The organism is Vibrio sp. M260121, assembly GCF_036533715.1.
Taxonomy (GTDB): Bacteria; Pseudomonadota; Gammaproteobacteria; order Enterobacterales; family Vibrionaceae; genus Vibrio.
Genome location: NZ_JATABF010000023.1, coordinates 27226 through 51985 on the forward strand (window position 1 = coordinate 27226; position 24760 = coordinate 51985).

At 45.9% G+C, this 24760-nt stretch carries 19 protein-coding genes; 9 read left to right on the forward strand and 10 right to left on the reverse strand.

All coding sequences use genetic code 11. From position 1 onward, the window contains the following. Positions 1 to 14: 14 nt before the first annotated feature. Together mrcB and hrpB are read right to left on the reverse strand one after the other, a co-directional pair. Positions 15 to 2405: a penicillin-binding protein 1B gene (gene mrcB, locus QTO06_RS13835; protein WP_331408536.1), complete on the reverse strand. Its 2391-nt coding sequence runs from the start codon at positions 2403 to 2405 to the stop codon at positions 15 to 17. Next, entirely contained in the window at positions 2398 to 4866 is a 2469-nt protein-coding gene (hrpB, locus tag QTO06_RS13840; protein WP_331408537.1) for an ATP-dependent helicase HrpB, read from the reverse strand. Before hrpB ends, mrcB begins: the two co-directional genes overlap by 8 nt. Positions 4867 to 4932: 66 nt before the next feature. Between hrpB and sfsA the strand changes: the two genes are divergently transcribed. From sfsA to panC, 7 genes are all read left to right on the forward strand, one after another. Continuing rightward, positions 4933 to 5649: a DNA/RNA nuclease SfsA gene (sfsA, locus tag QTO06_RS13845; RefSeq protein WP_020196598.1), complete on the forward strand. Its 717-nt coding sequence runs from the start codon at positions 4933 to 4935 to the stop codon at positions 5647 to 5649. A gap of 136 nt (positions 5650 to 5785) precedes the next feature. Further along, the gene (gene dksA / locus QTO06_RS13850; RefSeq protein WP_005439389.1) at positions 5786 to 6232 is read left to right on the forward strand and encodes an RNA polymerase-binding protein DksA; all 447 of its coding nucleotides are present in this window, start codon (positions 5786 to 5788) and stop codon (positions 6230 to 6232) included. A gap of 109 nt (positions 6233 to 6341) precedes the next feature. After that, positions 6342 to 7205 carry a tRNA glutamyl-Q(34) synthetase GluQRS gene (gluQRS, locus tag QTO06_RS13855; RefSeq protein ID WP_039984547.1) on the forward strand — a complete coding sequence of 288 codons (864 nt, stop codon included), beginning with the start codon at positions 6342 to 6344 and terminating at the stop codon, positions 7203 to 7205. Between the two features lie 101 nt (positions 7206 to 7306). Continuing rightward, positions 7307 to 8674, forward strand: a complete 1368-nt coding sequence (gene pcnB / locus QTO06_RS13860) for a polynucleotide adenylyltransferase PcnB (protein WP_005439387.1) — start codon at positions 7307 to 7309, stop codon at positions 8672 to 8674. Then, a complete protein-coding gene (gene folK / locus QTO06_RS13865) occupies positions 8671 to 9156 on the forward strand; it encodes a 2-amino-4-hydroxy-6-hydroxymethyldihydropteridine diphosphokinase (protein ID WP_009707557.1) in 486 nt (161 codons plus the stop codon). The genes pcnB and folK overlap by 4 nt, the downstream gene beginning before the upstream one ends. 24 nt (positions 9157 to 9180) lie before the next feature. Beyond that, positions 9181 to 9975 (forward strand): 3-methyl-2-oxobutanoate hydroxymethyltransferase, encoded by a 795-nt coding sequence (panB, locus tag QTO06_RS13870; protein ID WP_331408540.1) that lies wholly within the window; start codon positions 9181 to 9183, stop codon positions 9973 to 9975. An 11-nt stretch (positions 9976 to 9986) separates the two neighbouring features. Further along, on the forward strand, positions 9987 to 10889 hold the full coding sequence (panC, locus tag QTO06_RS13875) for a pantoate--beta-alanine ligase (protein ID WP_009698749.1): 903 nt from the start codon (positions 9987 to 9989) through the stop codon (positions 10887 to 10889). A gap of 63 nt (positions 10890 to 10952) precedes the next feature. Here panC and QTO06_RS13880 read toward each other — a convergent pair whose 3' ends face one another. The 4 genes from QTO06_RS13880 to QTO06_RS13895 all read right to left on the reverse strand — a co-directional run bounded on the left by QTO06_RS13880 (position 10953) and on the right by QTO06_RS13895 (position 15615). Further along, complete coding sequence (locus QTO06_RS13880; protein ID WP_026138215.1) at positions 10953 to 11882, reverse strand: Kdo(2)-lipid IV(A) acyltransferase; 930 nt, start codon at positions 11880 to 11882, stop codon at positions 10953 to 10955. A 141-nt stretch (positions 11883 to 12023) separates the two neighbouring features. Next, positions 12024 to 12794: an ABC transporter permease gene (locus QTO06_RS13885; protein WP_005446280.1), complete on the reverse strand. Its 771-nt coding sequence runs from the start codon at positions 12792 to 12794 to the stop codon at positions 12024 to 12026. Next, a complete protein-coding gene (locus QTO06_RS13890) occupies positions 12794 to 13711 on the reverse strand; it encodes an ABC transporter ATP-binding protein (RefSeq protein WP_331408574.1) in 918 nt (305 codons plus the stop codon). The genes QTO06_RS13885 and QTO06_RS13890 overlap by 1 nt, the downstream gene beginning before the upstream one ends. Before the next feature lie 233 nt (positions 13712 to 13944). Then, entirely contained in the window at positions 13945 to 15615 is a 1671-nt protein-coding gene (locus QTO06_RS13895; protein WP_026000213.1) for a SulP family inorganic anion transporter, read from the reverse strand. A 283-nt stretch (positions 15616 to 15898) separates the two neighbouring features. On the opposite strand from QTO06_RS13895, the gene can reads away from it, so the two are divergent. After that, positions 15899 to 16567: a carbonate dehydratase gene (gene can / locus QTO06_RS13900; RefSeq protein ID WP_331408545.1), complete on the forward strand. Its 669-nt coding sequence runs from the start codon at positions 15899 to 15901 to the stop codon at positions 16565 to 16567. An 88-nt stretch (positions 16568 to 16655) separates the two neighbouring features. Here the strand turns inward: can and hpt are convergent, their stop codons facing one another. Continuing rightward, positions 16656 to 17186 (reverse strand): hypoxanthine phosphoribosyltransferase, encoded by a 531-nt coding sequence (hpt, locus tag QTO06_RS13905; protein ID WP_005446271.1) that lies wholly within the window; start codon positions 17184 to 17186, stop codon positions 16656 to 16658. A 321-nt stretch (positions 17187 to 17507) separates the two neighbouring features. Between hpt and opaR the strand changes: the two genes are divergently transcribed. Next, positions 17508 to 18122 carry a transcriptional regulator OpaR gene (opaR, locus tag QTO06_RS13910; RefSeq protein WP_005446268.1) on the forward strand — a complete coding sequence of 205 codons (615 nt, stop codon included), beginning with the start codon at positions 17508 to 17510 and terminating at the stop codon, positions 18120 to 18122. 321 nt (positions 18123 to 18443) lie between these two features. Here opaR and lpdA read toward each other — a convergent pair whose 3' ends face one another. The 3 genes from lpdA to aceE form a co-directional block, all read right to left on the reverse strand. Then, positions 18444 to 19874, reverse strand: coding sequence for a dihydrolipoyl dehydrogenase (lpdA, locus tag QTO06_RS13915; protein ID WP_005446266.1), 1431 nt, complete (start codon positions 19872 to 19874; stop codon positions 18444 to 18446). A gap of 243 nt (positions 19875 to 20117) precedes the next feature. Beyond that, the gene (gene aceF, locus QTO06_RS13920; RefSeq protein ID WP_331408549.1) at positions 20118 to 22034 is read right to left on the reverse strand and encodes a pyruvate dehydrogenase complex dihydrolipoyllysine-residue acetyltransferase; all 1917 of its coding nucleotides are present in this window, start codon (positions 22032 to 22034) and stop codon (positions 20118 to 20120) included. A gap of 30 nt (positions 22035 to 22064) precedes the next feature. Further along, the gene (gene aceE / locus QTO06_RS13925; RefSeq protein ID WP_005446262.1) at positions 22065 to 24728 is read right to left on the reverse strand and encodes a pyruvate dehydrogenase (acetyl-transferring), homodimeric type; all 2664 of its coding nucleotides are present in this window, start codon (positions 24726 to 24728) and stop codon (positions 22065 to 22067) included. Between the last annotated feature and the right edge of the window lie 32 nt (positions 24729 to 24760).

Consider the following 24760-nt stretch of genomic DNA (forward strand, 5'->3'; position numbering starts at 1 on the left):
CGTTTTTGGTGGTCTTACCAATCAAATAAGCTATTCAACCAATTTGATTTTTTCTCACACTGCTGTTTGATTTGCCCAGACTTGTCCCACACTGGCAACTTGTATTCACTACGGCAGTTCATTTCCAGCGCACCATTAGCGGCTTTTTGGAATCCTAATGTGGTCACTTCTTTTGGCCAAGGTAACTCTAGTCGCTCAGGGATACGTTGTTTAAGGTATTCCGCGTAGACACGTAAAGCACCACTTGAACCAGTAAGCTTGGTCGACTTGTTATCATCACGGCCAAGCCAAACGGTTGTCACTTCACGGCCATCGACACCCACAAACCAACTGTCACGGCTGTCATTACTGGTACCGGTTTTACCTGCCAGAGCAGCCCATGCGAACTGACTTTGTAGGAATCGGCCAGTCCCCTGTGCCACCCCTTGCTTCATCGCGTAAGTCGTCAACCAAGCCGCTTGTTGGTCCACCGCTTGAGATGAGCGAGGTAGTGATTGATAAAGCACATTGCCATCCATATCGATCACTGATCGTAATGCCGATAGCTTGGCACGCTTACCTGAGTTAGTGACGGTCTGGTACATCTGCGCGACTTCAAATGGCGTCAACGAGAAGGAACCAAGGAACATAGAAGGCACTGGACGAATTTCATTCTTATCCACGCCCAAACGCTCTAACGTGTCCGAAACTTCTGGAATGCCCAGTTCCATACCCAAACGTACCGTTGGTACATTGAGAGATTTCGCCAAGGCCAAGTACAACGGCACATCGCCACGGAACTTACGGTCGAAGTTGCGCGGCGACCAAACGCTACCTTTACTGCCTTTCAAGCTAAGCGGAGTATCGTGAAGCGTGGTTGCAAGGTTGTACTTCTCTGGCTGCTCTAGTGCGGTCAAATAGATGGCAGGCTTAACCAAAGACCCAATCGGACGACTTGCATTCAAGGCGCGGTTAAAACCTTCATAACCAACGCGTTTACCGCCGACCATAGCGCGAATCTCGCCACTGTGACGATCAACCGCAACCGCAGCAGCTTCCAGTTCTTTACCTGCACGTTTTGCAAGCTCAGGGACTTTCTTCGCGATCGCTTGCTCTAACTTGCTTTGCGATACAGGGTCGAGAGAAGTAAACAAACGTAAGCCTGTTTCCGCTTTGAAGTTGTCACCTACTTTTTCTTTCAGCTCAATGTTCAGTTGTTGGAAGTACGCTGGCTGACGACTCGCGATACGAGGTTTACTTTGTGTATCTAACGGACGATTTACCGCTTGTTCGTACTGCTCTGCTGTCAACATGTCTTGTTGCATCAACAGACGCAATACCAAGTCACGACGCGTTTTGGTGCGCTCAGGGTAACGAATTGGGTTGTAGTAAGACGGCCCTTTCACCATACCCACCAACATAGCGAGTTGGTCGATACGAAGCTCTTGAATTGGTTGACCGAAGTAGTAACGCGATGCCAACGCAAAACCATGGATTGCATCCCCACCGCTCTGACCTAAGTAGACTTCATTCAAATAAGCTTCAAGAATACGGTCTTTGCTGTAGCGGTAGTCCAGAATCAGAGCAATGTACGCCTCACGGACTTTTCGCCACAAGGTTTTATCACGTGTCAGGAATAAGTTTTTCGCTAACTGCTGAGTAAGTGTACTACCACCCTGAACAGTACGACCCGCTTTGATGTTAGCAACAAGGGCACGGCCAATTGCGAGCGGCGAAACGCCATCATGTTGATAGAAATCACGGTCTTCAGTTGCTAACAGTGCATCGACAAGCACTTCTGGGAATTGATCTCGACGTAAGAACAGGCGCTGTTCATTCTGATCTTTTTCCAACATTCCTAGCATCTTAGGTTCAATGCGCAGGTAACCAAGATCGCCTTTGGATTCCAAAGATTGAATGCGTTGTAAACCACTGCTTGAGAAATGCAGCATGACGTGACGATCAGGCTCAGGACCATCAGCAAACTCGAACGGACGACGAATAAGCTCAATACGCGTTGAAGAAGAAGAGTATTCACCAGGGTAACGAGGCTGACTTACCTTACGGTAGTTCAATACATCAAGCTCATTACGCATCTCTTTGATGGTAATGTTCTCACCCGGACTCAAATTGAGGATACGCGCATAAACGACAGTTGGCAGATCAAACAGCTGGCCGTCAAAACGATCTTTCACCACACTATCAAGATAGATACCGACAAACAGCAATACCGCCGCAAGCGCAACACCCGCTTTCCAGCTAAATGACCAAATGATTTTAAGCCAAGACCGCTTGCCATTACTTGGCTTTTTCGATGGCGATTTTCTCGGTCGCTTCGCACCGCTTTTCTTAGCGGCAGTCGTTTTAGTTGACGTTGTTTTCTTGGCTGGTGCTCGTTTTGCACCGGGCTTTTTAGTATCAGTCATTATTCAATTGTCTTTTTGTTTTTGTTGTCGCTACATGAGCGGCAGGATCGTCAGGCCAAACGTGTTTTGGATATCGGCCTTTCATCTCTTTTTGCACTTCTTTGTAGCTTCCTGCCCAAAAGGCAGCTAAATCCGTTGTCACCTGAAGAGGGCGTTGCGCTGGAGAAAGTAACTCTAACACCAATCGCTTGCGACCTTGTGCCACAGTTGGAGAAGTGCTCTCTCCAAACACTTCTTGCATACGCACTGACAGCACAGGTTCATGACCAAATTGGTAACGAATGCGCTTTTTCGAACCCGTTGGTAAGCGATAATCTTCTGGTAACCACTCATCAATCTGTTGATTCAACGGCCAACCTAATCGAGCGTTCAACGCTTCCACTAGGTTCACTTTCGCCAAATCTTTCACCGATGATACCGTGCTCATGTACGGCTCTAGCCACTCTTCTAAACTATCAAGCAAATGAGCTTCATCGAAACTTAGCCAATCTTGCTCTGGTAACCATTCCACTGCGCAGCGAATACGTTCTAACAAATTTTCCGCTGCCGGTGTCCAGTTTAGACTCTGTAAGCCCTGACGGCGGACATAAGTGAGTAAAGCTTGTGTCATTTTTTCTTTACCCGGACTCGGCAAGGCTTCTCGCTTAATCACCAGTTGACCGAACTTGACTTGGCGTTCGGCAATCAAACGGCCTTTTTTCTCATCCCAATCAACCAGCTCAGCCGACGTGAACAGGTGCTCGAACGTTTCTTGTAATGCGTTGATATCTAAGTCACAAGCTAGGTTAATTTGGCTTGAGTTAGAATGCGAGCGCATCAAATCAATCGCAACTAAGTAATCACAACCACCGAGTGTCTCTTCTGGTCGACACTCAGCACCATGCCCGTTCGACAAAGTAAAACGACCATATTGGTTAACACGCTGCTGCGCAATGCGATCAGGGAAAGCTAAGCTCAATACTAGCGCCAGCACTCGCTCATCTACATTGGGTAGGCTGAATACCGTATCCAGTTTGTGCGCCAGCGCTTGAGATCGCTTGTGCAATATCGCTTTCTTTGCATGTGTACCACTTACCCAGCGATGTAGGCTATGCGCGATGTTAGTCACATTACGCTCGGGCTCTTCAATTAGGGCGACCGCAGCCAAGGCGGTATTTAGCATTTTTTCACTGCGCTGCTGCGTCTGAATAAGCATTGCTGCTGAGCGCGGCTCTACACCAAGAGTGTGGGCCGTTTTACCTGCAGAAGTAAGTTGGCCTTGCTCGGTAAGTAACCCTAAAGAAATCAACAGCTGTTTAGCCTGAGCAAGCGATGCAGAAGAAGGAATATTCAACCATTTAAGCTCAGCGATATCCCCTGCTCCCCAGAATGCCAGTTCCATGACTAAGCTTGCTAAATCTGAGTGCAGGATTTCTGGTTGGGGAACTTGCGGTTGCTGCTTGAATTGGCTTTCCGAATACAATCGGACGCAAATGCCCTCTTCAATACGCCCTGCACGGCCAGCACGTTGAATCGCAGACGATTGTGCCACTCGCACCTGCTCTAATCGCGTAAGTCCATTCTTCAAATCAAAACGCGCCACACGTTCTAATCCTGAATCGACGACCAATCGAATGCCTTCAATGGTCAAAGAAGTTTCAGCAATGTTAGTCGCAAGCACAACCTTGCGTTTACCACCAGAAGCGGGAGCGATGGCTTTTTGCTGTTCAGCGAAGCTGAGTTGGCCATAAAGAGGACACACTTCGACGTTATCAGGTAGATGGGATAAACGCTCTTCGACTTGTTTGATCGCCGCCACACCAGGAAGAAAAGCAAGCAAAGAACCTGACTCTTTGCTCATCAAGTTTTCGATCGTTTTTGCCATGGAGGTCGGCAAATGATCATTTGCTCCAAGTGGTAAATAACGCGTTTCTACCTCAAAACTACGACCTTCCGACTCAATGTAAGCCGCCTCTGGTAATAAGGATTGCAAGGCATCTTGGTCAAGCGTTGCCGACATCACCACCAGCTTTAAATCGTCTCGCAGTGCTTCTTGAACTTCTAAACTGAACGCTAACGCGGTATCGGCGTGAATGCTACGCTCGTGAAATTCATCAAAAATCAGTAGGTCAATGCCGTCTAACTCAGGGTCACTTTGGATCATGCGCGTCATGATCCCTTCTGTCACAATTTCAAGTTGAGTGTGCTCACTCACCTTTGTTTCGCCGCGTACTCGGTAACCCACACGCTCTCCGACCTGCTCTCCCAACTGCTGCGCCAAATAACGTGCGATATTGCGCGCAGCAAGACGACGAGGCTCTAGCATTACAATCTTGCCCGTCACGGCTTGGCTTTTAAGAAGTTGTAGTGGGAAGTAAGTGGATTTACCAGCACCAGGAGCGGCCTTGAGGATCACTTGGTGTTGATGTTTGACCGCCGTAAGTAATTGTGGCATCACGGCTTCGATCGGCAATTGTGACAAAGGAAATACCCTATGTTGTAATGTTGGGCACATTGTACATAAAAACACTCTTGGCTAAATAAGCAAATGCAATTCGAACCTGCTCTAGAGTCAGCAACTCTACTTAAACGCTACAAACGCTTCCTTGCCGATATCGAATTGGATAACGGTGAAATTCGTACCATCCATTGCGCAAATACCGGTGCGATGACCGGCTGTGCAACGCCAGGCAATAAGGTTTGGTATTCCACTTCTGATAACCCGAAACGCAAATACCCAAACAGTTGGGAACTGAGCGAAACGCCACAAGGGCATCGTATTTGTATAAATACCGCTCGTGCCAATCAACTGGCGGTAGAAGCAATTGAAAATAATGTCATTTCGGAACTGTCGGGATATGACCAACTTCAAACTGAAGTGAAATACGGCAATGAAAATAGCCGAATTGATATCTTGCTCAGCGCAAGTGATAAATCAAAGTGTTATATAGAAGTGAAGAGCGTCACCCTACTTGATGAGGAAAGTTCATCGGGACAAGGTTATTTCCCTGATGCCGTGACCACACGAGGACAAAAGCACCTGCGAGAGCTCACAGAAATGGCACAAACTGGAAGTAGAGCCATACTTTTATTCACTGTTTTACATTCAGGTATTGAAAAAGTATCTGCGGCGCACCATATAGACGCGAAATATTCAACGTTACTAAAACAAGCACAAGACGCTGGAGTAGAAGTTCTCTGCTACAAAGCCGAACTGAGCAACACTGAAGTCAAGCTAATCTCTGCTATTGAATTTATCAATTGAGAGAAAAAATGATGTCGCCTTCACATTGACGATAAGTTTGCGATTCAGTAATTGCCTGCACCGCCTCTTTTTGCTATAGATACCCGCCTTAAATTGACTGCGATGCAGTTGACTAGGTGTAAGTAGGAGATGCTGTATGCCAGAATCAAAGAAGAAAACGATAGGCATCCTAGCCATTGCCGGTGTGGAGCCATATCAGGAAAAGCCTGGTGAAGAATACATGTCACCAGAGCAGGTTGAACACTTTACAAAGATCTTAACAGCTTGGCGTAATCAGCTCAGGGAAGAAGTCGATCGCACTGTACACCACATGCAGGACGAAGCAGCGAACTTCCCAGATCCAGTTGACCGTGCCTCTCAAGAGGAAGAGTTCAGCTTAGAACTGCGTAACCGTGACCGTGAGCGTCGCCTGATCAAGAAGATCGAAAAGACTCTAGACAAAATTACTGAAGACGATTTCGGCTTCTGTGAATCTTGTGGCGTAGAGATTGGCGTTCGTCGCCTAGAAGCGCGTCCAACTGCTGACCTTTGTATTGACTGTAAAACACTTGCAGAAATCAAAGAGAAACAGATGCAAGGTTAATCAACCACGCATTATGATTATTGAAAGGGAGCTCAGGCTCCCTTTTTGTTTTGACTAGCTTTTTAGCGCTAAACTTCTAGTTTTACCCGAATACTTTCGAGATACACGCATGACACGCTATGTAGGTCGATTTGCCCCATCCCCTTCAGGACCATTACATTTTGGTTCCTTAGTTGCCGCTCTTGGCAGCTACTTTCAAGCAAAAGCCAATCAAGGGACTTGGCTCGTTCGTATCGAAGATCTTGACCCTCCGAGAGAAATGCCTGGTGCAGCAGAAGATATTCTTAATGCACTCCAAGCTTATCAACTCCACTGGGATGGTGAAGTGGTGTATCAAAGTGAACGACACCATTTATACCAAGCACAAATTGATGCGTGGTTGGAGAATGGCGATGCTTATTATTGCCAATGTACACGTAAGCAAATAAAAGAGCATGGTGGTTATTATCTCGGCACTTGCCGCGACAAAGGCTTGAAAGAAGGTGCGATTCGCCTAAAAATGACCAAGCCCATCGCCAATTTCCTCGATCAGAAGCATGGTTTGATGACCATTCCTGAGGCGTTAGTAAATGAAGATTTCATTATTAAACGTCGAGATGGATTATTTGCCTATAATCTTGCGGTAGTATTAGACGATATCGACCAAGGGGTGACTGAAGTCGTCCGTGGTGCCGACTTAATTGAGCCCACAGGTCGTCAAATCAGCTTGTACCAAATTCTTGGACAACCGGAAGTTAGCTACTTGCATTTACCATTGGCGATGGACACTAACGGCAACAAACTGTCGAAACAAAACCATGCGACAGCCATTGATGTCGCTAATCCGAAGCCAGCTCTGCTGCATGCAATGACGTTTTTAGGGTTCGATATTCCTGACGATATTCGAGCCGCTAACGTAGACGAAATACTACGTTGGGGCTGCGAAAATTGGCGTTTGCAACAGCTTCCAGCGGAGATCGAGATCACACCGTGATTCTCAAACGGCACTGTGTAGGCTATCATTAGCCGCAAAATTGGCCCTAGAGGCGTAAAAACTAACCAAAGCAAGATTGGATTAAACCCAGTTATTGCCAGATGCACATGAATACAAACGACAATACAACAAGCGAATCTGCCATGATCCCAGAACTCGCTCTCAATGTACTTACTCGTGAAGAGCACAACATTTCGCGTAAGCAGATCAGTGATAATGCACTGAAGGTGCTATACCGACTAAACGGTGCCGGTTTCGATGCTTTTCTTGTGGGTGGCGGGGTTCGAGACTTACTGCTTGGACAAAAACCAAAAGACTTTGATATCGCAACCAACGCGACACCAGAACAAATAAAACAGCTGTTTAGAAACTGCCGTTTGATTGGCCGTCGCTTCCGTCTTGCCCACATTATGTTTGGCCGAGACATCATCGAAGTTGCGACCTTCCGTGGTCACCACCAAGAGCAAAAGAACAAGAACGTTTCCCAGCAGTCAAAAGAAGGTATGCTGCTTCGTGACAATGTTTACGGCACTATTGATGAAGATGCAGAGCGCCGCGACTTCACGATTAACTCGATGTACTACAACATCGCAGATTACTCTATTCACGACTACGCTCGTGGTATTGAAGATCTAGAGGACCGTCTTGTTCGCCTAATCGGTGACCCAGAAACCCGTTACCGTGAAGACCCTGTTCGCATGCTGCGCGCCGTTCGCTTCGCTGTGAAACTTGACTTCGATATCGAAGAAGACACCGCAGCACCGATTGAAGAGATGGCACCACTTCTGCGTGATATCCCATCAGCACGTCTTTTCGAAGAATCGTTGAAGATGCTTCAATCTGGTCACGGTCTAGAGACTTATCACCTACTGCGCGAATACAACCTGTTCCAACAGTTGTTCCCTGTAATTGCTGAGCACTTCACTGAAGATTACGAATCTCATACCGAACAAATGCTAGATTTAGTGCTTGATTCGACCGATATGCGAATCGAAGAAGGCAAGCGCATCAATCCTGCGTTCATGTTTGCAGCGATGCTGTGGTACCCGCTATGTGCCATGGCAGATAAACTAATGGAACAGCGTAACCTGTGCCATTACGATGCCATCATGGAAGCGAGCAACATCATTCTTGATGACCAAGTTCGTACCATTGCCATTCCACGCCGTCACACAGCGACGATTCGTGAAATTTGGCAGCTGCAATTACGCCTTCCACGACGCAACGGTAAACGTGCATTCCGCCTAATGGAGCTCAACAAATTTAGAGCTGGCTTTGATTTTCTTGAAATGCGCGGTGAAATTGAAGGCGGTGATACTCAGAAGCTTGCCAAGTGGTGGGAAACTTTCCAAAATGCTGGCCGAGAAATGCGCCAAGCTATGGCTGCGGACCTAGACGGCCAAGCGCCTAAAACCGGTCAACGTCGCCGTAAAACTTACCGCAAGAAAAAGAGTAAGCCAAAGTCATGATCACAGCGTACATTGCGGTAGGCAGTAACTTGGCTGATCCTGTCAGCCAAGCGAAGCAAGCGATCGAAGCCCTTAAAACATTACCAAACTCTGAGTTTGTTCAGGCTTCATCACTTTACAGCAGTACACCGATGGGACCACAAAACCAACCGGATTACATCAATGCGGTTGTGGCGATAAAAACCAATTTGACGCCTCTTGAGCTGCTCGATTGCACCCAAGCGATTGAGCAAGAGCAAGGGCGTGTCCGTAAAGATGAACGCTGGGGTCCAAGAACTTTGGACCTCGACATGATTCTTTATGGCAATGAGGTGATCGATTCCGAAAGACTGACAGTTCCACACTATGGAATGAGAGAGCGCGAGTTCGTACTCTACCCTCTTGCGGAAATTGCACCAAGTTTACAACTCCCAGACGGGACCGAGGTGTCGTCACTACTTGCACAAGTAGATCGTAACGGCCTCAATATTTGGCAGTCATAGCCAACTCCTAGTGAGGATAAAACAATGAAAAAAATGACCATTAACGACCTGATTAAGTGGAAGCAAGAAGGTCGTAAATTTGCTACTTCAACTGCATACGATGCAAGCTTTGCCCAACTTTTTGAAAGCCAAGAAATGCCTGTTCTATTGGTCGGTGACTCTCTAGGCATGGTTCTGCAAGGTAAAAACGATACATTACCGGTAACTGTTGAAGATATTGCTTATCACACGCGCTGTGTACGCGCTGGTAGCCCGAATTGCCTATTGATGGCTGATATGCCATTCATGAGCTACGCAACGCCAGAGCAAGCGTGTGAGAACGCAGCAACGCTAATGCGTGCTGGTGCAAATATGGTAAAAATCGAGGGCGGCGACTGGTTAGTTGATACCGTTAAGATGCTAACTGAACGTGCTGTACCGGTATGTGCTCACCTTGGTCTAACCCCCCAATCAGTCAATATCTTTGGTGGTTACAAGGTGCAAGGCCGCGATCAAGAAAAAGCCGATCGTATGGTAAAAGACGCACTGGCACTGCAAGAAGCTGGTGCTCAAATTGTTTTACTAGAGTGTGTTCCTGCTGAATTAGCGGCTCGTATTACGCAAGTTCTTGATGTTCCAGTAATTGGTATTGGTGCAGGTAATGTGACAGATGGTCAAATTCTTGTAATGCACGATATGTTTGGAATTTCGGCGAACTACATGCCAAAATTCTCGAAAAACTTCCTTGCTGAAACAGGCGATATGCGCAAAGCCGTGGCTCAATACATGGCTGATGTTGAAAGCGGTGCATTCCCAGACGAAGCTCATACCATTGCCTAGAGGATAAATGCATGCAAACTTTTGCGGAAATCTCAGCGATTCGTGAACAAGTAAAAACCTTTAAGCGTGAAGGTCGTAAAGTGGCGTTTGTTCCAACTATGGGCAACCTCCATGAAGGTCACTTAACACTTGTTCGTAAAGCTCGCGAATACGCGGATGTCGTTGTTGTAAGCATCTTTGTAAACCCGATGCAGTTTGACCGTGCAGACGATTTAAACAACTACCCTCGAACTCTAGAAGAAGATTTGAGCAAGCTAGGTGGTGAAGGCGTAGAAATCGTGTTCACACCAACACCTGAAATCATCTACCCAGAAGGCTTGGATAAACAAACGTTTGTTGATGTTCCTGGTCTATCTACCATTCTTGAAGGTGCTTCTCGCCCAGGTCATTTCCGTGGCGTTACTACCATCGTAAACAAGCTTTTCAACATCGTTCAACCTGATGTTGCGTGCTTTGGTGAAAAAGACTTCCAACAACTTGCCGTGATTCGCAAGATGGTTGAAGACTTGGCAATGGACATCGAGATTATTGGCGTACCAACAGTACGTGAGATGGACGGTCTTGCAATGAGCTCACGCAATGGTCTTTTGACGATTGATGAGCGTCAACGTGCACCAGTGCTAGCTCGTACAATGCGTTGGATTAGCAGCGCAATGCGTGGCGGTCGTGATGATTACGCATCAGTGATTGAAGACGCAAGCGATCAGCTTCGTGCAGCAGGTCTTCAACCAGATGAAATCTTCATCCGTGATGCTCGTACACTTCAAGCAATCACTGCAGAGACAACCCAAGCGGTAATCTTGATGTCAGCATTCTTAGGTAAAGCCCGCCTAATCGACAACCAAACGGTTGATATGGCAGTAGAAACCAAAGAAGATGAATCAAGCGAAGAAAGCTCAGCAAGCGCAGAGTAAATCTAAATCTTAAATAAAAAAGGTCGGCACTAAGCCGACCTTTTTTGTATCTAGTAATGAGATTTATGAATAGACGCATTGAAGTCCTTCAGGGCGAGTCTTAAATCGCTTGTGCAACCACATCCACGCGGGAATATCTCGTTTTATCATCCCTTCAATCTCTTGATTCAAAATACTCGCGGCTTTAACTGGATTTCGTCGTTCAAACTGCCCACTCAGATCCTCACCAATGTAAAGCGTATATCGGTTATCGTTCATGACCGTCACTCCGGACATCACCGCACACTTGGTTGCATCAATTAATACACTCGATCCCGCCGTACTTGCCGCCTGTTCAACAGCAAAGAAAGGAGCAAATACCGAATTGTTCACCCCATAATCGTGATCTGGTAGGTACCACAGCCGCTGACCATTTTTCAGAACTTTAAGCATCGACTTTACGTCTTTTCGGTCTATCATTTGATGCCCACAGCGCGTTCGACCACGATGCTGAATAAACTCATAAGCAGGGTTTGAGTTCGGGCGATACACACCGTACCCTTTCGCAAATTGGCTAAAAATACGCGCCGTCATCTCTAAGTTAAGATGGTGGCTGCATATCACCAGCACACCACGTCCATTTCTTTCTTGTTCAAGAATGCGCTCTTTACCAACCACCGTCACCAAACGTTTTACCCGCCAATCGGGCCAAAACCAAGCCATGCCCGTTTCAATCAGTGCCATGCCGGTGTATTTAAAGTTTGCCTTCACCAACTCCTCACACTGGTGTTCATTATATTCAGGGAAACAGAGCTTGAGATTACGCTTAGCAATTTTCCGGCGGCGCTTCATTGGCAGCATTGCAAGGGAGCCAATACCTCTTCCCAGTACTCGCAGCAGCGGATACGGTAGCGCATTAACAACAAACGCGAGCAAGCCAAATGCAAACCAGACAGACCAGTATTTAGGGAGAAGCAATTTCAAGGTGAAAGGTGGGGACGGAACGGTATTCATGGCTTGACTCATTTACAACAAATGCATTTACAGAAATGAGTAAAACCTAGCATGTAAAAAGTCGAAAAATTGTATGGGAATGTATAGAAATGCATAAAGAAAGAGCAGCTCTCATCGCTGCTCTTTCAACATCTGTTTATGTTAGCTTCTCAAGCCAATTCCTTTGGTCACGAGGTAATGTGCCACGGCATAAAGCGCAACAACGAATACCGTCAGCACGCTAAATGACGTAACAATGCCAACATCAGAAACCCCAAGAAAACCGTAACGGAATGCGTTCACCATGTAGACGATAGGGTTCAGCTTCGACACACCTTGCCAGAACTCAGGCAACAGGCTGATAGAGTAGAACACGCCACCTAAGTAGGTCAGAGGTGTCAATACAAACGTCGGGATTATAGAGATATCGTCAAACGTTCTTGCATAAACTGCGTTGATTAAGCCACCTAGTGAGAACACAACTGATGTCATAAATACCGTCGCGATAATGATGCCCCAGTGGTCTACTTGCAGATCCACAAAAAACAGAGACACAAACGTCACAATAGTTCCCACCAATAAACCACGCACAACGCCTCCCATGACAAAACCGAGGATGATCACGTAGTTTGGTACCGGTGCAACCAGAAGCTCTTCAATATTACGCTGAAATTTCGAGCTAAAGAACGATGAGGCCACATTGGAATACGAGTTGGTGATCACCGACATCATAATCAGACCAGGCACAATGTACTCCATGTAACTAAAACCGTTCATGTCGCCAATGCGAGAGCCAATCAAACTACCAAAAATGATGAAGTACAGCGTCATTGTAATCGCTGGCGGAACTAGCGTTTGTACCCAAATACGAGTAAAGCGATTGATTTCTTTGGTGAGCAGGCTGCAAAAAGCCGTCCAATATAACTTGTACATTATTGGTTACCTCCGCGAACGATGCTGACAAACAACTCTTCCAAGCGGTTCGCTTTGTTACGCATAGACAGCACTTTTACGCCATGTTCGGAAAGCTGACTAAATACTGAGTTCAACCCTTGGCTCTTATCCAGTTCAATTTCTAGCGAACCATTTATCATCACCTGACTATTCACCCCTTTAAGCTCTGGCATCTCACCGTCAAACTCAACATCAAGAATGAAGGTTTCAACACGAAGCTTACCCAGCAGCGCTTTCATCGTCGTATTCTCAATAAGCTCACCTTTGTTGATGATACCGATATTGCGACACAACATTTCTGCTTCTTCAAGATAGTGAGTCGTTAGAATGATAGTAATACCCTGCTCTTGGTTAATCTCTTTTAAGAAATCCCACATCGAGCGACGCAATTCGATATCGACACCAGCGGTTGGTTCATCAAGGATCAACAGCTGAGGCTCATGCATCAAAGCACGGGCAATCATCAAGCGACGCTTCATACCACCTGATAAATTACGTGCGCGCTCTTTGCGTTTTTCCCACAAATCGAGCTTGGTTAGGTATTTTTCCGCACGAACTTTAGCAAGCTCTTTGGATACGCCATAATAGCCCGCTTGCTGCATTACAATTTGCTCAACCGTTTCAAATTGGTTGAAGTTGAATTCTTGTGGCACCAAACCTAGGTTTTGCTTTGCTAATTCAAGATGCGTATCAATGTCGTAACCAAAGACCTTGGTCGTACCTGAGGTTTTGTTTACCAAAGAAGAGATAATGCCAATCGTAGTCGATTTACCTGCACCATTTGGTCCTAGAAGCGCGTAGAAGTCACCTTTTTCTACTGTTAGGCTAATACCCTTCAACGCTTCAAATCCGCCCGCATAGGTCTTGCGAAGCTGTTCAATTTCTAATGCGTACATTGCGTAATAATTGCCATCTGTTGATGAATCGTGAATGCCAATACCGATAGAGAGTTGATATGACTCAGCGGTCAAAGCGGTATTGCACTGAAGTTGAATTAGTTTATCGTTGAATAACGATGAATACAAATAAACCTTTCTATAAAATTAGAAATAACTATAAATCCCCGATTCTGTATACTAAAAAGCGCCGCCAAACAACTTTGGCAGCGCTTTTAAAAAACAAAACAAGATTACATTGTTAGCATTTGATGCTCATCTGTTTCTACATGCTTTATCGCAGCATTCAATGCCTCATAACGGAACTTGTAAGTGTTCTGATCAGGGACTAAATCAATCACGTGGAACTTCTCTAATTGCTCACGTGTGCGTTGGTTTGGACACAGCAAGTAAACTTCACACTCCGCATCCAACGCATCTTTGATCGCATTCTCAAGCGCTAAGCCTACCGTAACATCAATCATCGGCACATCAGTCAGATCGAGGATCATCACTTCGTAATCCGAAATACTGGAGTGTTGACGAGAAATGGCTTTCGAAACACTGAAGATCATTGGTCCAGACAAGTAGAAGAACAAGACTTTACCATTGGCTCGATCAAGCAGTCCTCGTTCACTGTCCGTAAGCGGAACATCATCTTCATCGGCATCACTGATGGCCTTAACTTGGCGTGCTTGCTCACGACTCAAACGCTCAATGATGATGATATTAGAAATAAATACCCCTAACCCCACAGCAACAATCAAATCAACAAAGACCGTCAGCAGCATGACGCCATACATAACCGCCATACCTGGGAAGCTCACCTTATGAGCACGTTGGATAAAACTCCAATCAAGAATATTGAAGCCAACATACACTGCAATACCCGCCAGCACAGCCATCGGGATAGGTTCGGTCAAGCCACTTGCAACCAAAACCACCAGCGCGAGAATCAGCGCACGAATAACACCAGACAAAGGGGAACGAGCCCCTACTTGGATATTGGTTACTGTACCCATTGTGGCACCAGCACCTGGTAAAGCGCCAAACAAACCAGAAATCATGTTTGCCAAGCCTTGACCACGTAGCTCCTTGTCTGAATCATGCTCTTTACGTGTTAATGAATCACCGATTACCGCGGTTAATAGCGTATCAATACAACCCAACGTACCCAGAACTAATGCATCAATGACCATCTCGGTGAACATCGCAGGATCGATATGTGGCACGACCAAAGAAGGTAAGCCTGCGGGGATTTCACCAATTCGACGAATGTCTTCTGCATCAAACAAAATCACCGATAACAACGTAACCGCTACTAGCGCGACAAGTTGGGCGGGTACGTACTTACGATACTGCTTCGGAAAGAAGAATAAGATGCCTAACGTCAGCAAGCCCAAAAACAACTCGCTAAACTTCAGGTTAGAAATGGTGTCAGGCAATGCCGATAATGTGCCTAGAACCCCACCAGAAGGTGCTGCATGACCGAGTAAAGGCGACAACTGCAAGATAATCAGAATCACGCCAATCCCTGACATGAATCCCGAGATGACACTATAAGGCATGAGTGTCACGTATTTACCGAGTTTCAATGTACCAAGCACAATTTGAAACGCCCCGGCCATCATCACAACGGTGAATGTCATTGCCATTCCCGTCTCTGGGTACTTCGCCATCATACTAGTCAACACGGCGGTCATGATCACTGTCATAGGACCGGTAGGCTCAGAAATCAGAGTGTTGGAACCACCAAACAGTGACGCGAAAAGCCCCACCATGATCGCACCCCATAAACCTGCTTCTGCGCCAGCGCCAGATGCGACACCAAAGGCTAACGCAAGAGGAAGTGAAATAATGGCCGTGGTGACGCCACCAAACAGATCCCCTTTCAAGTTGATATCCTTAAAGCGACTACCGAACATTGAATTTGCTCCCTGCATTAAAAAGACAAAATGCCATCAATCTAACAAATATTTCGTCAAAGAAAAAAACACAATAAAACCACGAATTCGCTAGGCTTATTCGCATACTGAATGATGTCTGCATATTTTATGATTTTCACAGCGAGAACTAGTCAGATGAGTCATCTTGAATGAATATTTAACGGGATCGAAATTGTAACATTGTGTATAGTTACAGTGCTGATCGCTTTATAAGCACTGGTGAGTGGTTGGTTTTTTTAATTTTTAGGGAAGTAGATGTCAGATGCCGGAAATTAAACAATTATTCGAAAATAACTCTAAGTGGTCAGAAGAAATCAAATCTGAGCGCCCAGAATATTTCGCAAAACTAGCGGAAGGTCAAAAGCCCGACTTTCTATGGATTGGTTGTTCAGACAGTCGCGTTCCTGCAGAGCGACTAACTGGGCTGTTCTCGGGCGAGTTATTTGTTCACCGAAATGTTGCAAACCAGGTCATCCACACCGACCTAAACTGCCTATCTGTGGTGCAATACGCGGTCGACGTATTAAAAGTGAAGCACATTATTGTTTGTGGTCACTATGGCTGTGGCGGCGTCAACGCTGCAATTGATAACCCTCAACTTGGCCTTATTAACAACTGGCTACTTCACATCCGTGATCTTTACTTTAAACACCGCCCTTACCTAGACCAAATGCCGCTTGAAGATCGTGCCGATAAACTTGGTGAAATCAACGTCGCTGAGCAAGTCTATAACTTAGGCAACTCCACCATCATGCAAAATGCGTGGGAGCGTGGTCAGGACGTTGAGATTCATGGCGTAGTTTACGGGATTGAAGATGGTCGCCTTGAATACTTGGGCATTCGTTCAAACTCAAAAGAGACCGTGGAAGCCTCTTACCAAAAAGCGCTCTCAACCATTCTTAACTCAGACAACAAATTGCTTTGTCGCTGAGTTAAAAACATAAGCCGAACCAAATAAAAGAAAACGCCCGTTAATTGCTTAACGGGCGTTTTTTGTATTCTTCTATCAAGACTAATAACTACTCTTGAGGCACCACTTTACCAATGAACGGTAGATGACGGTATTTTTGAGCGTAGTCGATACCCACACCAACTACGAATTCATCAGGAATAGCAAAACCAACATAATCAACTGGCACTTCAACTTCACGACGTGATGGCTTGTCTAGCAGCGTACAAATCGCAATAGACTTCGGCTCACGTAGAGACAGGATTTCACGGATCTTGTTCAGTGTGTTACCTGTATCAATGATGTCTTCCACGATCAGTACGTCTTTGCCTTTGATGTCGTCATCAAGGTCTTTCAGGATACGTACGTCACGAGAGCTTTCCATCGTGTTACCGTAGCTAGAAGCGGTCATAAAGTCGACTTGGTGAGTCAGTTCGATTGCACGAGCCAAATCGGCCATAAATACAAATGAACCGCGTAGCAAACCAACCAGAACCAGATCTTCGCTACCTTGGTAACGTTCTGTAATTTGCTTGCCTAATTCACGAATACGTTCCTGAACTTCTTGCTCAGAAATCATGACTTCTACTGTATGTTTCATACTGTGCTCAATTTTCTTTGTGGGTTGAGGTAGGTCGTACGCAAACGATCACCTTATCTTGCGGCGTGTAGTGTAACACCCCACTCAATAGGTGGAAAGTCGCATCCCATTTCGTTGAATTCTTGGATGAAAGTCTTAATTTTAGAACTTATATCATTGAATGAAACATCAATAATGACATTACTGTCTATAAATTACGCATCAGATGTTGACCTTGCACATATGCACCATTACACTCATCAATGCTTTAAGCAACTATTAAAATAATCAATTAGGGGACTATCCCCAAAATATCAACTCAAATGGCAAGGAAAATGGATTATGGACTCAATTGCAAAGAGACCTCGTACTAGGCTTTCCCCTCTAAAACGTAAACAGCAACTAATGGAAATCGCTCTTGAAGTGTTTGCTCGCCGCGGCATTGGTCGTGGTGGTCACGCTGATATTGCAGAGATTGCTCAAGTTTCTGTTGCGACAGTATTTAACTACTTCCCAACTCGCGAAGACTTGGTGGATGAAGTTCTGAATCACGTGGTTCGTCAATTCTCGAACTTCTTATCAGATAACATCGACTTAGACATTCATGCACGCGAGAACATCGCTAACATCACTAACGCAATGATTGAACTAGTAAGCCAAGATTGCCATTGGTTGAAAGTTTGGTTCGAGTGGAGTGCATCAACACGTGATGAAGTGTGGCCGCTATTCGTAACGACAAACCGCACCAACCAACTGCTGGTGCAAAACATGTTCATCAAAGCTATCGAACGTGGGGAAGTTTGTGACCAACATGAACCGGAACACTTGGCGAATCTGTTCCATGGTATTTGTTACTCTATCTTCGTACAAGCAAATCGCTCTAAGAGCGAAGCCGAGCTATCAACACTCGTTAGTGCTTACCTAGATATGTTGTGCATCTACAACCGCGATCACTAAGCTAAAACGCGAGTTTAACTAAATGAAAGGCTGACACTGGAGTGTTGGCCTTTTTCGTTTTTGACAGCTGCGAAGCTGGATTTTATTTTGCCTTTCTAGGAACAAATTCAGCCACCCCCTTCTTAATCGAAACTCCTTTCATGATTATCCAAATACATACCTCTCGATTCCTTGGTGTTAAACCAAGAGATTTCCAACTATCAAGCACAATAGCCTAAAAGGAGACCTCATTCCCTCTTTAAGTTCCGCGCATAAAAAAACCGCTGACGAATCAGCGGTTTTTATCATTCAAGTTTTAAGACTCTCGGTCTTCAAAAGAAATTATTTTTTCTTTTTAACTGCTTTTTTGTTTGGAAGGTCAGTGATTGAACCTTCAAATACTTCAGCAGCTAGACCCACTGACTCGTGTAGAGTTGGGTGAGCATGGATAGTTAATGCGATATCTTCAGCATCACAACCCATCTCAATAGCTAGACCGATTTCACCAAGCAGTTCGCCACCGTTAGTACCAACGATTGCACCACCAATAACACGGTGAGTCTCTTTATCGAAGATTAGCTTAGTCATACCGTCTGCACAGTCAGATGCGATTGCACGACCTGATGCAGCCCATGGGAATGTTGCCACTTCGTAGTTGATGCCTTCAGCTTTCGCTTCTTTCTCAGTCTTACCAACCCATGCCACTTCTGGCTCAGTGTAAGCAATTGAAGGAATAACTTTAGGGTCGAAGTAGTGCTTCTTGCCAGAGATAACTTCTGCAGCAACGTGACCTTCATGCACACCTTTGTGAGCAAGCATTGGTTGACCAACTACGTCACCGATCGCGTGGATGTGAGGAACGTTAGTGCGCATTTGCTTATCAACGTTGATAAAGCCACGCTCGTCCACCTCAATGCCCGCTTTTTCAGCGTCGATAAGCGCACCGTTTGGAACACGACCGATAGCAACAAGAACCGCATCGTAGCGCTCAGCTTCTGCTGGTGCTTTTTTGCCTTCCATTGAAACGTAGATACCATCTTCTTTCGCTTCAACTGCTGTTACTTTCGTCTCAAGCATTAGCTTGAACTTGTCTTTAATACGCTTAGTGAAGACTTTAACGATGTCTTTGTCCGCAGCAGGGATAACTTGGTCAAACATCTCAACTACGTCTACTTTAGAACCTAGTGAGTGGTAAACCGTACCCATTTCTAGACCGATGATACCACCGCCCATGATAAGCAGCTTTTCAGGTACTTCTTTCAGTTCTAGAGCATCCGTTGAATCCCAAATACGTGGGTCTTCATGCGGGATGAATGGCAGTTTGATTGGGCGAGAACCCGCAGCAATGATAGCGTTGTCGAAGTTAACCGTTGTTGACTCGCCTTCGCCTTCTACAAGGATAGAGTTAGGACTTGTGAACTTACCGTAGCCGTTTACTACAGTAACATTACGCATCTTAGCCATACCGCTAAGACCGCCAGTCAGTTGATTTACAACTTTCTCTTTCCAGATACGGATTTTGCTGATGTCTGTTTGCGGTTCGCCAAACACAACACCGTGCTCAGCCATCGCTTTCGCTTCTTCGATAACTTTTGAAACGTGAAGAAGTGCTTTAGATGGAATACAACCAACGTTTAGACATACACCACCAAGAGTGCTGTAACGTTCAACTAGTACTGTTTCTAGACCTAAGTCCGCACAACGGAATGCAGCTGAGTAACCAGCAGGACCAGAACCAAGTACAACAACTTGGGCTTTAATTTCTTTGCTCATTGTGACCTCTTGTAGTCATTATCCCTAACAGGCTGAGTAGATGTTCTTAAATTATTAGGCTTTCAAACGATCAATATTTTACAGAGATGTTAACAGTGTGAAAGCAGCTTTAAGTTAGCCTGTGAGCTAGACAACAATTCATCTTTCAGATTCTGAACGATGTGAGAAATTGTCGTCTAAAAATAGTCTTTTATATAAAGAAGTAAGGTGACCCGAAAGCCACCTTAACTATTACTTTCTATATTACAGTACTAGGCGACGAATGTCTGATAGTGCACCGTTTAGGAAAGTAATGAAGCGTGCACCTTCTGCACCATCAATCACACGGTGGTCGTATGATAGAGACAGTGGAAGCTGTAGACGTGGTTCGAACTCTTTGCCGTTCCACACTGGCTTCATTTCAGATTTAGATACACCTAGGATACCTACTTCTGGCGCGTTTACGATTGGCGTAAACGCTGTACCGCCGATACCGCCAAGGCTAGAGATTGTGAAACAACCGCCTTGCATGTCAGCTGCCGTTAGCTTACCTGCACGTGCTTTCTTAGAGACTGCCATTAGCTCTTCAGATAGCTCGTAAATGCCTTTCTTGTTCACGTCTTTAAATACAGGAACAACAAGACCGTTTGGCGTATCTACTGCGATACCTACGTTCACGTACTTCTTAAGAATGATGCTTTCGCCATCTTCAGAAAGTGAAGAGTTAAACGCAGGGAACGCTTCTAGTGCTTTCGCTACTGCTTTCATGATGAACACAAGAGGAGTGATCTTCATGCCAGTGTCTTTCTTCGCTTCGATTGCATTCTGCTCTTTACGGAACGCTTCTAGCTCAGTGATGTCAGCGTTGTCCCACTGTGTAACGTGAGGGATCATTACCCAGTTACGGTGTAGGTTTGCACCAGAAATCTTCTTGATCTTAGAAAGCTTCTGAACTTCCGTCTCACCGAACTTGCTGAAGTCAACTTTTGGCCAAGGTAGTAGACCAAGCGCTGCGCCGTCGCCCTTACCAGATGCTGCCGCACCAGCGCCAGACTCAAGACGCTTAAGCGCATCTTTTACGTAAGCTTGAACGTCTTCTTTTAGGATACGGCTCTTACGACCAGTACCTTTAACCTTAGATAGGTTAACGCCAAATTCACGAGCAAGACGACGGACAACTGGAGACGCGTGTGCGTAGTCGTTGTTCTCTTGGAAATCGTTCGCTGCAGGTGCCGCTTCAACTTTTGCTGCTGGAGCAGGAGCCGCTGCAGGTGCTGGAGCTGCTGCTTGTGCAGGTGCTGCAACAGGAGCTGGAGCTGCGCCAGCTACTTCGAATACCATGATTAGAGAGCCAGTCGTTACTTTATCACCAGCTGCAATCTTGATTTCTTTTACCGTACCAGCGAATGGAGCTGGAACTTCCATTGAAGCTTTGTCACCTTCAACAGTGATTAGAGATTGCTCTTCTTCTACTGTGTCGCCAACTTTAACCATGATCTCAGTAACTTCAACTTCGTCACCGCCGATATCTGGAACATTCACTTCTTTGTCAGCTGCTGCCGCTGGAGCTGCTGGCGCTTCTACTCGGTCCGACGCCTCGGCTGCTGGAGCCGCTGCTGCGCCTGAACCGGCAGTTTCGAATACCATGATTAGAGAACCAGTTGTTACTTTATCACCAGCAGCAACTTTGAGCTCTTTTAGAGTACCAGCGAATGGTGCTGGAACTTCCATTGATGCTTTGTCGCCTTCTACCGTTAGAAGAGATTGCTCTTCTTCAATGCTGTCACCAACTGCAACCATGATTTCAGTAACTTCAACTTCGTCGCCACCGATATCTGGAACGTGAACTTCTTTTAGTTCTGCCGCTGCTGCTGGAGCTGGAGCCGCTGCTGGAGCCGCTTCTGCTGCAGGAGCAGGTGCAGCAGCTGCTGCACCCGGAGCGCCGGCCGCCTCTGCTTCGAAAATCATGATTAGAGAACCAGTCGTAACAGAATCACCTTCCGCTACTTTGATTTCTTTAACGATACCTGCTTGAGACGCTGGAACTTCCATAGAAGCTTTGTCGCCTTCAACAGTGATAAGAGACTGCTCTTCTTCAACCTTGTCGCCAACGCTTACAAGAATCTCAGTAACTTCAACCTCATCCGCACCGATGTCAGGTACATTAATTTCGATTGCCATTGCTTATTTACCTTCTAGTTAAGCGCTGTATTAAGCGTAAAGTGGGTTTGTTTTTTCAGTGTCGATGTTGAACTTAGCAATCGCTTCAACGACGACTGACTTCTCAACATCACCACGTTTCGCTAGCTCAGTAAGAGCTGCAACAACTACGTAGCCCGCGTTAACTTCGAAGTGACGACGTAGGTTCTCACGGCTGTCAGAACGACCGTAACCATCAGTACCAAGTACTTTGTAAGACTCAGAAGGCATGAACGCACGAACTTGCTCAGAGTAGTTCTTCATGTAGTCAGTCGCTGCGATTGCTGGCTCAGTACCCATTACTTGTGCAATGTAAGGTACTTTTGCTTCTGCTTCTGGGTGAAGCATGTTGTAACGCTCTGCGTCTTGACCGTCACGAGTTAGCTCGTTGAACGATGTAACAGAGAACACGTCAGATGCGATGCCGTACTCTTCGCTTAGGATAGTCGCTGCTTTACGTACTTCGTTCATGATAGTACCAGAGCCCATTAGCTGAACTTTAGACTTGTCACCTGCGTAAGACTCAAGCTTGTAGATACCCTTACGGATACCTTCTTCAGCGCCTTCTGGCATTGCTGGCATTGCGTAGTTTTCGTTCATTACCGTTAGGTAGTAGAACACGTTCTCTTGGTTCTCACCGTACATGCGACGGATACCGTCTTGCATGATTACTGCAACTTCGTAAGCGAATGTTGGGTCGTAAGAGATACAGTTAGGAACTGTATTCGCCATGATGTGCGAGTGACCATCTTCGTGCTGTAGACCTTCACCGTTTAGCGTTGTACGACCTGCAGTAGCACCTAGTAGGAAACCACGAGCTTGTTGGTCACCAGCCATCCACGCCATATCACCTACACGTTGGAAACCAAACATTGAGTAGTAGATGTAGAACGGGATCATTGGTAGATCGTTCGTGCTGTATGACGTTGCTGCTGCAACCCATGAAGCCATTGAACCTAGTTCGTTGATACCTTCTTGTAGAACCTGACCTGAAGTTGCTTCTTTGTAGTAAGAAACGATGTCGCGATCTTGAGGTGTGTAGTTCTGACCGTGCGGGTTGTAAATACCGATCTGACGGAATAAACCTTCCATACCGAACGTACGAGCTTCGTCACAGATGATAGGAACGATGTTCTTACCAATGTTCTTGTTCTTAAGCAGGATATTAAGAGTACGAACGTAAGCCATTGTTGTAGAGATATCACGCTTCTGCTCACTTAGTAGCGGAGCGAACTCTTCTAGCTCAGGTGTTTTGAATTCTTGAGTGAACTTAGGTAGACGCTGTGGCGTGTAACCTTTTAGTTCTTTACGACGAGCGTGTAGGTATTCGTACTCCGCTGTACCTTCTTCAAGTTTCAGGTATGGAAGTTCTTTCACTGCTTCGTCAGTTAGGATGTCTTGAAGACCTAGACGATCACGTAGGTGTAGTACGTGAGTCATATCCATCTTCTTAACTTGGTGCGCGATGTTCTTACCTTCAGCCGCTTCACCCATGCCGTAACCTTTAACAGTCTTCGCTAGGATTACTGTTGGACGACCTTTAGTTTCTGCTGCGTTTTTGTAAGCTGCGTACAGTTTAGAAGACTCGTGACCACCGCGCTTAAGTGCGAAGATTTCGTCATCAGTCATGTCTGCAACTAGTGCTGCAGTCTCTGGGTACTTACCAAAGAAGTGTTCACGTACGTAAGCACCGTCTTTAGATTTAAATGTTTGGTAGTCACCATCTACAGTTTCGTTCATCAACTGTAGAAGCTTGCCTGTTGTATCTTTAGCAAGTAGAGCATCCCAGTTGCTACCCCAGATAACTTTAACAACGTTCCAGCCAGCGCCTTTGAATAGACCTTCTAGCTCTTGGATGATGCTACCGTTACCCATTACAGGACCGTCTAGACGCTGTAGGTTACAGTTGATTAGGAATGTTAGGTTGTCTAGTTTCTCACGCGCAGCGAAAGAAAGTGAACCACGTGATTCTGGCTCATCCATTTCACCGTCACCTAGGAACGCGTATACACGCTGTGCAGACGTGTCTTTCAGACCACGACCGTCTAGGTACTTAAGGAAACGCGCTTGGTAGATCGCAGAAATTGGACCAAGACCCATAGATACTGTTGGGAACTGCCAGAACTCAGGCATCAATTTAGGGTGCGGGTATGATGGGATACCTTTACCGTCTACTTCTTGACGGAAGTTGTCTAGCTGCTCTTCAGTTAGACGACCTTCAACGAATGCACGAGCGTAGATGCCCGGAGAGATGTGACCTTGGTAGTAAACTAGATCGCCACCGTCCGTCTCATTTGGAGCGCGGAAGAAGTGGTTGAAACAAACTTCGTAGAACGCCGCTGCTGACTGGTAAGAAGCCATGTGACCACCTAGGTCTAGGTCTTTCTTAGAAGCACGCAATACGATCATGATTGCGTTCCAGCGAATAATCGAACGAATACGACGCTCAAGAGTTACGTCACCAGGGTAAGCTGGTTCTTGTGCTGCTGGAATAGTGTTGATGTAGTTTGTGTTGATGCCAGTTGGCATATCAACGCCGTCTAGACGTGCTTTTTCTAGAACGGTTTCTAGTAGAAACTGTGCACGTTCTACACCTTCTTCACGAACAACTGATTCAAGGGCTTGCAGCCAATCTTGAGTTTCCAGTGCATCTACGTCATGCTTCATGTCAGACATGGCGATCTATCCTTCTGTTGGTTGGATCTACT